This is a genomic window from Thermobifida halotolerans, assembly GCF_003574835.2.
Lineage (GTDB): Bacteria > Actinomycetota > Actinomycetes > Streptosporangiales > Streptosporangiaceae > Thermobifida > Thermobifida halotolerans.
The window spans coordinates 2028913-2042912 of record NZ_CP063196.1; the positions used below are offsets into that span (position 1 = coordinate 2028913).

Sequence of the window (14000 nt, forward strand, 5' to 3'; positions counted from 1 at the left end):
CTCCTCTCCCTGACCTCCCCCCTTTGTAATGCATCTTCCTATTGACGTACAAGGGAAGGTTTGCGAACGTTCTGGGAGACCTACCGAGGGGAGCCCGGCAATGCTGTTTCACGAAGTGATGGCCCGTGCCCTCGCCGACCACGGCGTGGACACCGTCTTCGGAGTCCTCGGCGACGCCAACCTGTACATGATGGACAGCTTCCAGCGGGTGACCGAAGGCAGGTACTACTCCTGCTCCAACGAGGCGGGCGCCGTCCTGGCCGCCAACGGGTTCGCCCGCACCTCCGGTCGGCTCGGCGTGGCCACGGTGACCCACGGCCCCGCCCTGACCAACACCGCGACCGCCCTGGTGGAGAGCGTACGCGACCACACGCCCCTCCTCCTGGTCGCGGGCGACACCGCGGTGGTGGACCGGGAGAACTTCCAGAACATCCCGCAGCGCGACGTCGTGCTCCCCACCGGCGCGGGATTCGAGCAGGTCCGCTCCCCGCTGACCGCGGCCGAGGACGTGGCCACGGCGATCCGGCGGGCGCTGCTGGAACGGCGGCCGGTCGTGCTCAACGTGCCGGTCGAGTTCCAGTGGGAGGACGTCCCCTACCAGCCGGCCGCGCCGAAGCTGGTCGAGCCGCAGGCCGTGGCCCCGGATCCGGCCGCGCTGGACGCCGCGGTCGGGGTCGTCGCCGCCGCCCGACGCCCGATCGTGCTGGCCGGACGCGGCGCCGCCGCCCCGCGCGCCAGGGCGGCGCTGCTGCGACTGGCCGAGCGCATCGGCGCCCCGGTGGCCACGACGCTGCGCGGCAAGGACCTGTTCCGCGGCGAGCGGTGCAACCTCGGCATCTTCGGCACCCTGTCCCACGAGGTCGCCCTGGAGACGATCATGGAGAGCGACTGCGTCGTCGCCTTCGGCGCCAGCCTCAACAAGTGGACCACGGCCGAGGGGTCGCTGCTGGAGAAGAAGCGGATCGTCCACGTCGACCTGGACCGCGACGGTATCAACCGGTTCTCGCACGCCGACGTCGGCGTCGTCGGCGACGCCGCGACCGTGGCGGAGACCATCGTCGAGTGGCTGGACCAGGCGGAGGTCGCCCCCACGGGCTTCGCCTCCGAGGGGCTCGCCGCGAAGCTGGCGGCCCGCTCCCCCGCGGACTTCACCGACCGGAGCACCGACGAGACCGTGGACATCCGCACCGCCATGCTCCGCATCGACGAGGCGTTCCCCGCCGACCGCACGCTCGTCCTCGACGGCGGCCGGTTCATCTTCACCGCCTTCACCATGCTGCACTGCCCGGAGCCGAGCGCCTACGTGCACACCGTCAACTTCGGCTCGATCGGTCTGGGCATGGGCAACGCGATCGGGGCCTGCCTGGGCGCTCCCGGACGGCCCACCCTGCTGGTCACCGGCGACGGCGGGTTCATGCTCGGCGGCCTGGCGGAGTTCAACACCGCGGTGCGCCACGGCGTCGACCTCGTCGTCGTCGTACTCAACGACGGCGCCTACGGCGCCGAGCACGTCCAGTTCCGCGCCAAGAACATGGACCCGGCCATCTCCACCTTCGCGTGGCCCGACTTCGGTCCGGTCGCCACCGCGCTCGGCGGGCGCGGCTTCACCGTCCGCAACCCGGCCGAACTGGACGAAGCGCTCGCCGCTGTCGAGACCCGGGACCGGCCGATCCTGATCGAGATCAGGATCGACCCGGACAGGGTGCCCGCTCCCGGCCACTGATCCCCCGACGTGCGGGGCGTCGGCTCAGCGCCGGCGCCCCGCGGCCGTGCTCGGCAGGAACACCGCGATGATCCCGGCGAGCACCCCCGCCGCGCAGGCGAGGTGGAACACCACGGAGAAAGAGCCGGTCGCGTCGGCCAGCCAGCCGCCGATGGGCGGCGCGACGACCTGCGCCAGCCCGAGAGCGGCCGTCACGGAGCCGAAGGCCGTGCCCATCCGGTCGGGTGTGAGGACGTCGCCGAGATAGGCGACCATCACCGTGCCGACCGACGTCATCACCAGTCCGTAGACGAGGTTCGCCGCCGGTACCGCGCCGCTCCAGTCCAGGGGGACGACCAGTGCCGCCAGTCCGGCCGTCGCCATGCAGGCCGCCAGGACCGGTCGGCGGCCGAGCCGGTCGGAGGCCCGGCCGCCGACCGCTCCCCCGGCGATGCTGGCGAGGCCGAGCAGCGAGAAGGCGCGGGCGGCGTCCGCCGAAGCGAAGTCCAGGTCCTCCCGCAGGGCCACGACGAGGTAGGTGGTGTAGAGGACGAAGCTCACTCCGTACAGGAAGTAGGACACCAGCAGCCTGCCCCTTCCGGGGATCCCGGCGTGCCGGGCCGCAGGCGCCGGCGGCTTCGCGGGGTCGGGGCGCACCGGCTTCAACAACAGCAGGAGCAGCAGCAGGACCAGCACCGCTGCGGCCGCTTCCAGGGCCCACACCGGCCGCCACTGCCCCGCGCCGAACACCCGTTGGGTGAGTCCCACGACGGGGCCGATCGCCGCGATGCTGATGCCGACGCCCGCGGTGGCCAGTCCGAATCCGAGTCCCCGGTGGCGCTGGGGGACGTGCGCCGCGACGACCGACGGTATCGGGATCCAGACCAGGGCGCTGCACAGACCGGCCGCTCCCATACCGACGAAGAGCAGCGGGACGGAGGGGGCGAGGGCCACGGCGGCCAGTCCCAGAGTGGTCAGCGCCAGTCCGGTCCTGAGCAGCCGGGTGCTTTCGAAGCGGTGCCCGGCGCAGGTCAGCGCGAGGACGCCGATGAGGTAGCCGCCGAGGTTGGCGGCGCTGAGCAGTCCGGCCGCGCTGTAGGAGCCGAGCAGGTCGCGGGTCATGTCCGGCATGACGTAGCCGAGGGTGAAGCGGACGAAGCCCTGGGAGACCGCCGCGGCGCTCATGACCAGCAGCACCGGCCAGATCCAGGTCCGCGGCGGAGCGTCGGCGGCGGGCTCCTCGCCTGCCGGCTCGGCGGTTGCGGGCGGTTGAGCTGCCATCCGGGTGTCCCTTCCGCACTCCCGACAGGAAATCTAACACTATACGTAAGACGTCGAATGCGATAGATTCACGTCGATCTCCCAGGAGGTGGCGCGATGAACGAATACGACGTGGTGGTGCTCGGCACCGGAGCCGCCGGACTGACCGCCGCGCTGGCGGCGGCGAGCAACGGCGCCTCGGTGGGACTGTTCGAGAAGGCCGACCGGGTCGGCGGCACGACGGCGCTCTCCGGCGGCATCGTCTGGCTCCCCGGCAACCGCCACGCCGCCGAGGCGGGCGTCGACGACAGCCGTGAGAAGGCGCTGACCTACCTCGGCTCGCTGTCCAACGGCAGCATGCGCCCGGAGATGGTGGAAGCCTTCGTCGACAACGTCGCCCCCACCCTGGACTGGTTGGACCGCGAGACACCGCTGCGGCTCCGACTGGTCCCCCGGTATCCCGACTACCACCCCGAGCACCCCGGCGGCCTTCCCGGCGGCGGCCGCTCCCTGGAGCCCGCGCTGTTCGACACCCGGGGCCTGGGCCCCTGGCGGGACCGGCTGGTCGGCTCCCCCCGCCGCCTGCGCATCAGCGAGATCCCCAGCGGCGGCGGGACCGGCGTCATCGCCCCCGAACTCATGCGGCGGCGGACCGAGGCCTCCCAGGAGGGGCTGGGGCGGGGGCTGGTCGCCGCGCTGCTCCAGGGGTGCCTGGACCGGAGCATCGAACCCCGCACCGGCATGCGGGCCGTCGAACTGCTGGTCGACGGCGGCCGCGTCACGGGAGTCCGGTTCGAGTCGGGCCAGGAGTCCCGCGAGGTGCGCGCACGCAGGGCGGTCATCATCGCCACCGGCGGCTTCGAGCACGACCCGGCCCTCGTCCGGGACCTGCTGCACGGCCCGCTCGCCCACCCGCCGGGCGTTTCGAGCAACACCGGGGACGGACTGCGCATGGCGATGCGGGTCGGCGCCCGCCTCGGCGGCGTGCACGAGGCGTGGTGGGTCCCCGTCGTCCTGGTTCCGGGTGAGGACGGCACGCCCGTCCCCACCCTGCTGCTGCGTGAGCGGACCCTGCCCGGCACGCTCATGGTCAACGCGCGCGGCCGCCGGTTCGCCAACGAGGCCGCCAACTACAACGCGCTCGGCGCCGTGTTCCGCACCTTCGACATCGCCTCGTTCTCCTACGCCAACGTCCCGGCCTGGCTGGTCCTCGACGACGCCTGCGTGAAGAGGTACGGCGTGTTCGGCACCGCCGCGGGCGCGGGCGCCCCCGACTGGGTGCGGCGCGCCGACACCCTGGAGGACCTCGCCGAGCGGATCGGCGTCCCGGCCGACGCCCTGGTCGCGACGGTGGCGCGCTTCAACGACCACGTCCGGGCCGGGCACGACCCCGACTTCCACCGCGGCGAGAGCGTGTACGACGGCTGGTGCGGCGACCAGACGTACTACGGCACCCCGCGGGCCACCCTGGGCAGCGTCGCCACCGGGCCGTTCCACGCCGTGCCCGTCCACCCGAGCGCGCTGGGCACCAAGGGCGGCCCCAGCACCACCCCCGACGGCCAGGTCATCCGGGCCGACGACACACCGATCGAGGGACTCTACGCCGTGGGCAACGCGATGGCCGCCCCCACGGGAATGGTCTACGGCGGCGCCGGGGGCACGCTCGGTCCCGCCGTGGTCTTCGCCCACCTGGCCGGACGGCACGCGGCCACGTACTAGGGAGGCGTCCAGATGTCGGACGGGATCGCGGACGGCCCGCTGTTCCAGCCGATCCGGGTGGGAGGCATGGACCTGCGCAACCGGATCATGCTGCCGCCGCACGGGCGGCTGACCGGTGACCTGTTCGGAAGCGAACGGCAGGCCCGCGCGCAGATCGCCTACTGGCGGCAGCGCGCCGAGAGCGGTGCCGCCTGGATCTGCGGACTGAACGGATTCGTCGCCAACCCGGTGATCCCCGGCTTCGAGCCGACCGGTCTGGGCGCCACCGTCCGCGGCGTCTTCCGGCTGCCGCAGTTTCGCGAACGGGCCGCGCGCTACGCCGAGGCGGTGCAGGCGGCGGGCGCCTACGCGTCGGCCCAGCTGATCATGCAGGGCGGCATGCCGCACTCGCCGTCGGGCCTGATGGCCAACCACACCAACAACCAGGTCCCCCACGTGCTGGACGCCGCGGAGATCGCCTGGTTCGTCGAGGAGTACGCGTTCTGCGCCGCGGAGGCCAAGGCCGCCGGGCTCGACGGGGTGGAGCTGCACGCCAACCACGAGGACCTGCTCCAGCTCTTCCTCTCCCCCGCGACCAACCGGCGCGACGACTCCTACGGGGGCGACCGCGAGCGGCGGACGCGGCTGCTGCTGGACGTGCTGCGCGCCATCCGCCGAAAGGTGGGGGCGGACTTCACCGTCGGCGTGCGGCTGAACATGGACGAGCTGTTCGAGGGCGGCTACGACCTGGCCGAGGGCCTGGCCATCGCCACCGCGCTGCAGGCCAGCGGCACCGTCGACTACCTGCACTGCGTGGTCGGCAACAACTGGGGGGCGCCCAGCTACATCCAGACCCACCACTACGGCGTCGCGCGGTGGTCGGACCTGGCCCACCGGTTCACCCGCGCCCTGGACATCCCCGTGGTCCACACCGGCCGGATCGCGACGGCCGCCGCGGCGGCCCGCGTCGTCGAGGAGGGGCACGCCGACGTCGTCGGGATGGCGCGGGCCGTGTTCGCCGACGGCGACCTCGTCGCCAAGGCCCGCGGCGGCCGCGCCGCCGACATCCGTCCCTGCGTCGGCACCAACGACTGCCTGCACCGGGTCGTCGTGGAGGGCATGCGGTTCGGTTGCTCGGTGAACCCGCGCACCGGACGCGAGGCCGAACCGCCGCCGTCCCGGACCGAGAGGCCCAGGCGGGTGCTCGTCGCCGGTGCGGGACCGGCCGGGCTGGAGTTGTCGGCGCTGCTGGCCGAGCGCGGACACCGGGTGTCGGTGTGGGAGCGGGAGGAGCGGGTCGGCGGGCAGATGCGGGTCGCGGCGCGGGCCGCCGAGAACGCCTCCTACGCCGACTTCCTGGCCTTCCAGGAGCGGCGGCTGGCCTCCCTGGGAGTGGAGGTGGCCCTGGGCCGCGAGGCGACGGCCGAGGCCGTGGCCGACGCCGGATTCGACGTCGTCGCCGTGGCCACCGGGGCCCGGTCCCGCCGCCCCGACATTCCGGGGGTGGACCTGCCGTTCGTGGTCGACGGGCGCGAGGTGCTGCTGGGCTGGGCCGAGGTCGGCGGACGGGTGCTCGTGGTGGCGATGGAGGACCACATGCAGCCGCTCACGATCGCCGGCCACCTGGCCGACCTCGGCAGGGACGTCACCGTGCTGTACCCGACGCCCGCGGTCGCCCCGCTGGTGGGCAGGTACTCCATCGGCGCTCCCCTGGCCAAGCTCAGCGCGGCGGGCGCCCGGATCGAGGTGACGGAGCGGGTGACCCGCGTCGAACCGGGCCGCGTGGTGTCGCGCAACGTCTACTCGGGTGTCGCACGCGAGCACACCGGCTACGACTCCGTGGTGCTGGCCTGCGGCGGGGAGGCGGAGTCCGCTCTCTACACGGAACTGGAGGGCCGGGTCGCCGAGCGGCACGTCCTCGGGGACGCCTACGCGCCGCGCCGGATCTCGTTCGCCACCCGGCAGGCCTACGAGCTCGCGCTGCGCATCTGACCGCCGCCGCGTCCGCATGCCGTCGGGGCGGCTCTCCGTGCGGTGGCCAACCGGCCGCGGTGCCGGGGCCGGGGTCTTCGCGGCGGGCCGGGCGGCGGAGTCCGGGCGCGCACGGGCGCGCCCGGACCGGTGGACGGCGGGCGGCGCTCAGGACACCGCGGCGAGGTCCTTGGCGTGCAGGTTGACGACCAGGGACTTCACCCGGGTCATCGCCTCGATGGAGGGGCGCACGCCCTGCGTGCCCATGCCCGACGCCTTGGTCCCCAGGAACGGGAAGTGGTCGGGACCGCGTGCCGTACGTCCGTTGACCTGGACGGTTCCCACGTCCAGGCGGGCCGCGACCTGGATGGCCAGGTCGATGTCGCGGGTGAAGACCGCGGCCTGCAGTCCGTACTCCGACCGGTTGCTGATCCGGATCGCCTCCTCGGCGCTGCGGACCCGGATGACGGGCAGCACCGGCGCGAACGGCTCCACCCAGGCCAGGTCCATGTCCTCGGTGACGCGGTCGACGACCGTGGGCCGCACGAGGTTGCCCTCGCGGTCGCCGCCGCAGACGAGGGTGGCGCCGCGGGCCACCGCGTCCTGGACCATCCGTTCGGCGCCGACGGCCGCGTCGGCGTCCACCAGCGGGGTGATCCTGGCGTTGTCGCGCGGGTCGCCGACGGTGAGCTCGGCCGCCCGCTGCGCGACCGCGGCGACCAGCCGGTCGGCCACAGCGTCCACCACCAGGACCCGCTTGACCGCGGTGCAGCGCTGGCCGCTGTAGGAGAAGGCCCCGGAGACGATGTCGGCGGCGGCCGCGTCGATGTCGGCGTCGGCGAGCACGATCGCCGGGTCCTTGCCGCCGAGCTCCAGCAGCAGCGGCACCATCCCGGCCTTGCGGGCCAGTTCGGCGCCGGTCCCGGAGGAGCCGGTGAAGGTGATCAGGTCGACGTCCCCGTGCTGCACCAGGTAGTCGCCGATGCGGGAGCCGCGGCCGGTGACCGCCTGCAGGACCTCCGGCGGGATGCCGGCCTCGTGGGCGAGGTCGCACATCATCAGCGCGCTCAGCGCTCCCTGGGAGGGCGGCTTGAGCACGACCGCGTTGCCGGTCGCCAGGGCCGGGGCGATCTTGGACACGGCCAGGTTCACCGGGTAGTTGAACGGCGGGATCGCCAGGACCGTGCCGAGGGGGACGCGGTGGACGACGGCCAGCTTGTCGCGCGCCTGCCCGGGGAAGGCGTCGGAGAACTGCGAGTCCCCGATGACGCGCTTGGCGTCCTCGGCGGTGTGGCGCACGTAGTCGGCGGAGCGGGCCACCTCGTCCCGGGCGTCCCTGCGGGCCTTGGCCACCTCCATCATCAGCACCTCACCGATCCGCTCGGCGTTGTCGGCGAGCAGGTCGGCGAAGCGCAGGAGCAGTTCGGTGCGCTCGGTCAGGGGCCGGGCGAACCAGCGCGGCTGGGCCTGTCGCGCGGCGGCGAAGCACAGGTCGATCTGCTCGCGCGTGTACTCGTGGACGCCGCCGACAACCGTCCCGTCCACCGGTGAGACCACCGGCAGGGTGGGGGTGTCGTCCGGTTTTCGGCGTTCTCCGGCGAGCCAGTAGCGGTGGTGCGGGTCGGTGCGTCGTGTCGCCATTGCCAGTCTCTCCTCGGGTGGGCCTGTGCGTTCCGGTCCGGGGGCCGGGGGTTTGCCCCAGAGTACGATGATCGGATATAACGTTCAACGTCAAGTATCAATATTTTGGCCGTGTCCGACGGCCCGCCCCCGAAGGAGCCCCGTGTTCGACCGCTACTACGACGAACTCGCCGTCGGCGACAGACGCGCCTTCACCGGCCTGACCATCACCGAGACCCACGTGGTGAACTTCGCCGGCGTCACCGGCGACCACTTCGGCCTGCACATGGACGCCGAGTACGCCAAGACCACACCGTTCGGGCAGCGCATCGCGCACGGCCTGCTGGTGCTGTCCTGCGGCGCCGGACTCATCCCGCTGCTGCCGGGCCGGGTCATCGCGTTCCTCGGCATGGAGGAGGTCAGGTTCCTCGCCCCCTGCTTCTTCGGCGACACGATCCACCCGGTCATGGAGGTGCTCGACAAGAGGGACAAGACGCCCGGCGGCGTGGTGACGATCAAGGAGGACATCCTCAACCAGCGCGACGAGACCGTCATCTCGGCGCGCATCAACATCTGGGTCGGCTCCGGCCCCTCCGCCGAAGCCGCCTGACGGCCCCCGGGAGGAGCCCGTGGCATCCCCTGCCCCCGCCGACGGCCCCAAGGGCAGGCAGCGCGACCTGCTCAGCATCGGTGAACTCGCCCGCCGGTCCGGACTGTCCACCCGCACCATCCGCTACTACGAGGAGCTCGGCATCCTGCCCCCGCCCCAGAGGACGACGGGCGGAACACGCCGCTACTCCCGCGACTACTTCTTCTACCTGGAGGGCACCCGCATCCTCAAGCAGCTCGGTTTCGACCTCGACGAGATCGCCGAACTGGGCCGCTTCGCGCTGACCGGCGCCTCGGCGTCGAGCCGCACGAAGACGATCCTGCAGGAGAAGGTCTCCCAACTCGACCACCGGATCCGGGTCCTCAAGCGCCTGTACCGGCTCGTCAGCGCGGCCGCCTCCTCCCGCGTCGACCCCGACGCCCCGGTGCCGCAACTGCTGCGCTGGGTCAGCGAGAAGAGCGGTGAGGGTTTCACGGCAGACGAATCGGACAACAATCCACCACCACGCTGGAGTTGACGATGCAACGCACCCTCTTCGACACCGTCCACAACGACTTCCGGGACTCCGTGCGCGAGTTCGTCCGCCGCAACGTCGTCTCCGAGTACGAACGCTGGGAGGCCGAGGGCCTGGTCGACCGCGAGCTGTGGAAGCTGGCCGGCGAGTCGGGCTTCCTCGGCACGGCCGTGCCCGCCGAGTACGGCGGCGGCGGCGAACCCGACTTCCGCTACAACGCGGTCCTCGTGGAGGAGTTCGCGCGCGCCGGCGCCCTCTCCCTCAGCTCCGGCTTCGGCCTCCACAACGACGTCGTCGCGCCCTACCTGCTGGAACTGGGCACCGAGGAGCAGAAGCAGCGCTGGCTGCCCGGCTTCTGCTCCGGAGACGTCGTCACCGCGATCGCGATGACCGAGCCCGGCGCGGGCAGCGACCTCAAGGCGGTGCGCACCACCGCGACCCGCGACGGCGACCACTACGTCCTCAACGGCACCAAGACCTTCATCACCAACGGCATCCACTCCGACATCGTGATCGTCGTGGCCAAGACCGACCCGTCGGCCGGGGCGCGCGGTGTCAGCCTCCTGGTCGTGGAACGCGGCATGCCGGGCTTCCGCCGCGGCCGCAACCTGGCCAAGGCGGGCATGCACTCCCAGGACACCGCCGAACTGGTCTTCGAGGACGTCCGGGTGCCCGCGTCGAACCTGCTCGGCGAGGAGAACAGGGGATTCGGCTACCTGATGCGCAACCTGCCGCAGGAGCGGCTGTCCATCGCCGTCGTCGCCGTCTCCGCCGCGCAGGCCGCCTTCGACTGGACCGTGCGCTACTGCCACGAGCGCAAGGCGTTCGGCCAGGAGATCGGCAGCTTCCAGAACAGCCGGTTCAGACTCGCCGAGATGGCGACCGAGATCGAGATGGCCCAGACCTACGTGGACCGCGCCGTACTCGAGCTCAACGCGGGAACGCTCAGTCCGGTGGACGCGGCGAAGGCCAAGTGGTGGACCACCGAACTGATGAAGCGCACCGCCGACACCTGCCTCCAACTGCACGGAGGCTACGGCTACATGGACGAGTACCCGATCTCCCGCTTCTGGCGCGACGCCCGGATCCACACGATCTTCGGCGGCACCACCGAGATCATGAAGGAGATCATCGGCCGCGACCTGGGCTTCTGACAGCGGGGCGGACCGTGACTCCGCCCACATTGGGAAATCGCTCTCCGCTACCGGTGGTAAACTGGACAGAAACTTAACGAAATTCGTTAAGTTTCAATTTCAACAGCAGCCTAGGAGCCCACCGATGTCCACACGCACCTCCTCCCGGAGGAGGACCTCCCCGGCCGCCGACACCGCGGAGAGCGCCGAGTCCCGACCGACTCCCCAAGAGCCTCCCGGCCACTCCGACGGGGGAGAACTGCTCAGCATCGGCGAACTGGCCAAGCGCGCGCAGGTCTCCCCCAGGACCATCCGCTACTACGAGGAACTGGGCATCCTTCCCACTCCCCCGCGCACCGCCGGAGGCAGCCGCCGCTACCCGCGCGAGTACATCTTCTACGTCGAGGGCGCACTGCTGCTCAAGGAGATGGGCTTCACCCTGGAGGAGATCCGCGATCTCGGCCAGTGGGCCCTGGACCGCACCACCGCGGCCTCCGAACGCACCCAGGCCCTCCTGGAGAGCAAGGTCACCGTGCTGGAGCACCGCATCCGCGTGCTGACCCGGCTGCACGACCTGGTCATGGAGGCCACCCGCGGCCGCTCGATGAAGGCCGACCAGACTCCGGAACTGCTGCGCATGCTCGGCGAGGAGGCCCAGTCCTCCGGCCTCAACTCCACCGACCGGTCGGAGTCCCACGACTGAGACCCGTGGCCCTCCCACAGGACGCGGAGAACAGGCCGACCCGTCACCGACCTCGACCTCATCGGCCTGTTCTTCCGGTGTTTCCGGCCCTGCCGCCCCACTCCCCCCGACGCCGGACGCGGTGCCGCGACGTCCACGGCGGATCTCCGCACACGGCCGCGGCCCCGGCGGCGCGCCCCGAGGTGCCGCACGGCTCCGCCCGGCAGCGGGTACCGCACGGACCGGAGCCGCGGAGCCTGTGCTCCGCCGGGGAGCCCTGCGGCGCGCCGCGCCCCCACCGGGGGTCTAGTCCCGGATGACGGACTTGCTGCGCATCAGGAACTCGGCGAGGTAGCCGTCATGGGGAAGGTCGGGGTCCTTGTGGTAGGTGCGGTGGTCCCCCACGTAGACGTTGCTGATGGTCGGCTCCTCCAGCAACCGGTCGACCAGCCGCTCGTCGCGGGTGATCGCCGTGACCACCAGACTGTCGCGCAGCGGCGCGGTACCGGCCTCGGGCGTCCACGGGGCGACCCACACGCACGGGAAGGGCAGCTCGTTGCGGGCCTGGGGGGCGTCGGGCCGGTCGAGCTGGTGGACCGCGGGCCGCAGCACGGCGCTGCCGTCCCCCAACTCCTCGACCACCCCGTCGCCACCGAGCCAGGGCCGGGTTCCGGCCGCCTCGCGGAGCAGGAACGCCTCGACGGCGCGCGCGGCGGCCACCGGCTGCACGGGAAGGAGCGCCGCCTCGTCCTGCGGGGGCAGGCTCGCCAGTCCGCGGAGCCGTTCGGCGAGCGCCGCGCACAGCGGCGCCGGATCACCCTCCACGTACACGGCGGTGGTGTTCACACAGCCGGTGCCGCCGTGGCGGCTCACCGAGTCGACGATGGTGTCCAGGTGGTCGCGCCAGTCCACGTCGGCGGTCAGCAGGATCTTCGAGCGCCCCGGCCCCTGGGGCAGCACGGTCCGCTCCCGCAGGTACCTGCGGACCACGTCCTGTCCGCCGTAGACCATGCCCAGGTCCGCCGCGCGCAGTACCGCGTCGGCGTGGTCGTGGCCGGTGGGCAGCAGCGCCACCTGGTCGTCGCCGAATCCCGCCGCGCGCAGCGCGGTGACGAGCCGGTGGGGGGTGAAGGGGTCGCGGCGGGACGGTCGGACCACCACGCGGTAGCCGAGGACGAGCGCCTGCGGCCAGAGGCTGTGGGTGCCGGGGTGGTTTCCCGCGGCGTGCACGGCGAAGACGTCGCCCCGCCGCCGCCACACGGCGCGCCCGGTACGGGTGCTCGGGTCGCGCCAGTGGTTCACCGCGCCGGTGGGGCGGGCCTGCTGGACGCTGTGGTAGGCCCTTGCCAGGCGCGCGGCGGTGGCCGTGGTGGCCGCCCGCACGACGGAGATCGGCATGCCGCTGACCCGGCTGACCGCGTACTCGTAGTCTTCGACCGTCAGGCCGCCGAGCGCGGCGGTGGCGAACAGCCGCGCCGCGCTGCGGAGGAGGGCGGTCCGCCGGTCCGGGTCCGGGCTGTCGGCCCGGCGCAGGGCCGCCACCGTCCGGTCCACGAACAGCGGGGGGACGAGGCTCAGCTCCGCGACGTCGGCACCGGCGACGTCGGTGACCGTGAAGCGGTTGCGGGACCGGTAGGCGCCCTTCGCGCCGAGCGCGGGGAGCTGGACCAGCGCGGTGCGGGATCCCGGCATCAGTAGACCCCTTCGATGACCGTCTCGTTCTCGAACGTCGCGACCGGTGCGACGTCGGCGACGCTGTCGCCGACCTGCCCGGCGGGCGGCCGGACCCGCAGGGCGGTGTCGCGTTCCAGGTTGTTGGGCAGCAGGAAGGACTTGCTGACGTGGTTGGCCAGCACCCGGCCCCGCTGGCCGTAGTCGACCGGGCGCAGGGTGTCGGGGTCCACGACCGAGAAGGTCACGTACGGGCTGAGGGTGTCGAAGACGCAGGGGTCGTCGTCGCCGAGCCCGGCCCGCTCCGAGGCGAACCCGAGGACCATGGTGCTTCCGTAGTGGCCGTAGAGCACGGTCTCGGAGAAGACCTCCCTGCGGTACAGGTACCGGGAGTCCGGATCGAGGTGGGTGCCGCCCCAGCGGATGGCCCGCACCTTCGTGTTGACCAGTTCCACCAGCTCCTCCCGCCGCGCCAGCCGCTCCAGCAGCGGGGGTGTGATGGTCATGACGCCGACGTCCTGGGACCGCAGGACGTCGGCCGCCTGGTCGACGACGTGCTCGGCGTAGGCGTCGGCCTCGCCTCTGCGGTCCGCGGCCATCGACTTTCGCACCCAGCGCGGGTCCAGGTCGACGGTGAAGCCGTAGGAGCCGTAGGTGCTGGCGGACCTGCGGAAGTACTCTCCGACGAGGTGCGGCCCGGTGGGCACGATCCCCAGCCAGTTGGTGCCCCGTCCGAAGCCGTGGGCGTCGAGGTTCGCGCTGCTCCAGGCGAGCATCCGGTCGAGCCAGTCCCGCAGCAGCACGACGCGCTTGGGCGCGCCGGTGGTGCCCCCGCTCTCGAAGACGCCGACCACATCGGGGTGGGGGCCGTAGCCCCGGGGGATCAGGTCCTCCACGCGGACGTCGCGCAGTTCGGAGGCCACGTTCGGGAAGAGCGCGAGGTCCTCGTGGGTCCTGACGTCCGTGCGCGGGTCGAAGTCGAGGGTCTTGGCGCGCTCCAGCCAGTAGGGCGAGCCGGTCTCCGGACTGAAGTGCCAGTCCATCGCGGCGCGGATGAACTCCTCGGGGTCGGGGCGGGCGTCGAACGGCAGGTCCAGGATCGCGGTGGGGGGCACGGGCACGGTGTCTCCTTGGCGTCG

11 protein-coding genes are annotated in these 14000 nt (G+C 72.3%); 7 read left to right on the forward strand and 4 right to left on the reverse strand.

Features of this window, described 5'->3' with window-relative positions; genetic code table 11:
* The first annotated feature begins 100 nt into the window (after window positions 1-100).
* Complete coding sequence (locus NI17_RS09000) at window positions 101-1723, forward strand: thiamine pyrophosphate-binding protein (RefSeq protein WP_068691714.1); 1623 nt, start codon at window positions 101-103, stop codon at window positions 1721-1723.
* Window positions 1724-1747: 24 nt separating this feature from the next.
* Here NI17_RS09000 and NI17_RS09005 read toward each other — a convergent pair whose 3' ends face one another.
* A complete protein-coding gene (locus NI17_RS09005; RefSeq protein WP_068691712.1) occupies window positions 1748-2983 on the reverse strand; it encodes a YbfB/YjiJ family MFS transporter in 1236 nt (411 codons plus the stop codon).
* A gap of 96 nt (window positions 2984-3079) precedes the next feature.
* On the opposite strand from NI17_RS09005, the gene NI17_RS09010 reads away from it, so the two are divergent.
* Both NI17_RS09010 and NI17_RS09015 read left to right on the forward strand, forming a co-directional pair.
* The gene (locus NI17_RS09010) at window positions 3080-4681 is read left to right on the forward strand and encodes an FAD-dependent oxidoreductase (RefSeq protein WP_068691710.1); all 1602 of its coding nucleotides are present in this window, start codon (window positions 3080-3082) and stop codon (window positions 4679-4681) included.
* A gap of 12 nt (window positions 4682-4693) precedes the next feature.
* Window positions 4694-6652: an oxidoreductase gene (locus NI17_RS09015; RefSeq protein ID WP_068691708.1), complete on the forward strand. Its 1959-nt coding sequence runs from the start codon at window positions 4694-4696 to the stop codon at window positions 6650-6652.
* 147 nt (window positions 6653-6799) lie between these two features.
* On the opposite strand, the gene NI17_RS09020 is transcribed toward NI17_RS09015, so the two are convergent.
* Entirely contained in the window at window positions 6800-8272 is a 1473-nt protein-coding gene (locus NI17_RS09020) for an aldehyde dehydrogenase family protein (protein ID WP_068691706.1), read from the reverse strand.
* 142 nt (window positions 8273-8414) lie between these two features.
* Between NI17_RS09020 and NI17_RS09025 the strand changes: the two genes are divergently transcribed.
* From NI17_RS09025 to NI17_RS09040, 4 genes are all read left to right on the forward strand, one after another.
* A complete protein-coding gene (locus tag NI17_RS09025; protein ID WP_068691704.1) occupies window positions 8415-8861 on the forward strand; it encodes a MaoC/PaaZ C-terminal domain-containing protein in 447 nt (148 codons plus the stop codon).
* 19 nt (window positions 8862-8880) lie between these two features.
* Window positions 8881-9378: a MerR family DNA-binding transcriptional regulator gene (locus NI17_RS09030; RefSeq protein WP_084012625.1), complete on the forward strand. Its 498-nt coding sequence runs from the start codon at window positions 8881-8883 to the stop codon at window positions 9376-9378.
* A 2-nt stretch (window positions 9379-9380) separates the two neighbouring features.
* Window positions 9381-10529 carry an acyl-CoA dehydrogenase family protein gene (locus tag NI17_RS09035; RefSeq protein ID WP_068691702.1) on the forward strand — a complete coding sequence of 383 codons (1149 nt, stop codon included), beginning with the start codon at window positions 9381-9383 and terminating at the stop codon, window positions 10527-10529.
* Between the two features lie 124 nt (window positions 10530-10653).
* On the forward strand, window positions 10654-11211 hold the full coding sequence (locus NI17_RS09040) for a MerR family DNA-binding transcriptional regulator (protein ID WP_068691700.1): 558 nt from the start codon (window positions 10654-10656) through the stop codon (window positions 11209-11211).
* A 285-nt stretch (window positions 11212-11496) separates the two neighbouring features.
* On the opposite strand, the gene NI17_RS09045 is transcribed toward NI17_RS09040, so the two are convergent.
* Together NI17_RS09045 and NI17_RS09050 are read right to left on the reverse strand one after the other, a co-directional pair.
* Window positions 11497-12882, reverse strand: a complete 1386-nt coding sequence (locus tag NI17_RS09045; RefSeq protein WP_068691698.1) for an aldehyde dehydrogenase family protein — start codon at window positions 12880-12882, stop codon at window positions 11497-11499.
* Entirely contained in the window at window positions 12882-13982 is a 1101-nt protein-coding gene (locus NI17_RS09050; protein WP_068691696.1) for a phenylacetate--CoA ligase family protein, read from the reverse strand. The genes NI17_RS09045 and NI17_RS09050 overlap by 1 nt, the downstream gene beginning before the upstream one ends.
* Between the last annotated feature and the right edge of the window lie 18 nt (window positions 13983-14000).

Coding starts and splice junctions, on each gene's coding strand:
- NI17_RS09000 (WP_068691714.1), top strand. CDS start 101: ATGCTGTTTCACGAAGTGATGGCCCGTGCCCTCGCCGACCACGGCGTG.
- NI17_RS09045 (WP_068691698.1), bottom strand. CDS start 12,882: ATGCCGGGATCCCGCACCGCGCTGGTCCAGCTCCCCGCGCTCGGCGCG.
- NI17_RS09035 (WP_068691702.1), top strand. CDS start 9,381: ATGCAACGCACCCTCTTCGACACCGTCCACAACGACTTCCGGGACTCC.
- NI17_RS09040 (WP_068691700.1), top strand. CDS start 10,654: ATGTCCACACGCACCTCCTCCCGGAGGAGGACCTCCCCGGCCGCCGAC.
- NI17_RS09015 (WP_068691708.1), top strand. CDS start 4,694: ATGTCGGACGGGATCGCGGACGGCCCGCTGTTCCAGCCGATCCGGGTG.
- NI17_RS09010 (WP_068691710.1), top strand. CDS start 3,080: ATGAACGAATACGACGTGGTGGTGCTCGGCACCGGAGCCGCCGGACTG.
- NI17_RS09005 (WP_068691712.1), bottom strand. CDS start 2,983: ATGGCAGCTCAACCGCCCGCAACCGCCGAGCCGGCAGGCGAGGAGCCC.
- NI17_RS09020 (WP_068691706.1), bottom strand. CDS start 8,272: ATGGCGACACGACGCACCGACCCGCACCACCGCTACTGGCTCGCCGGA.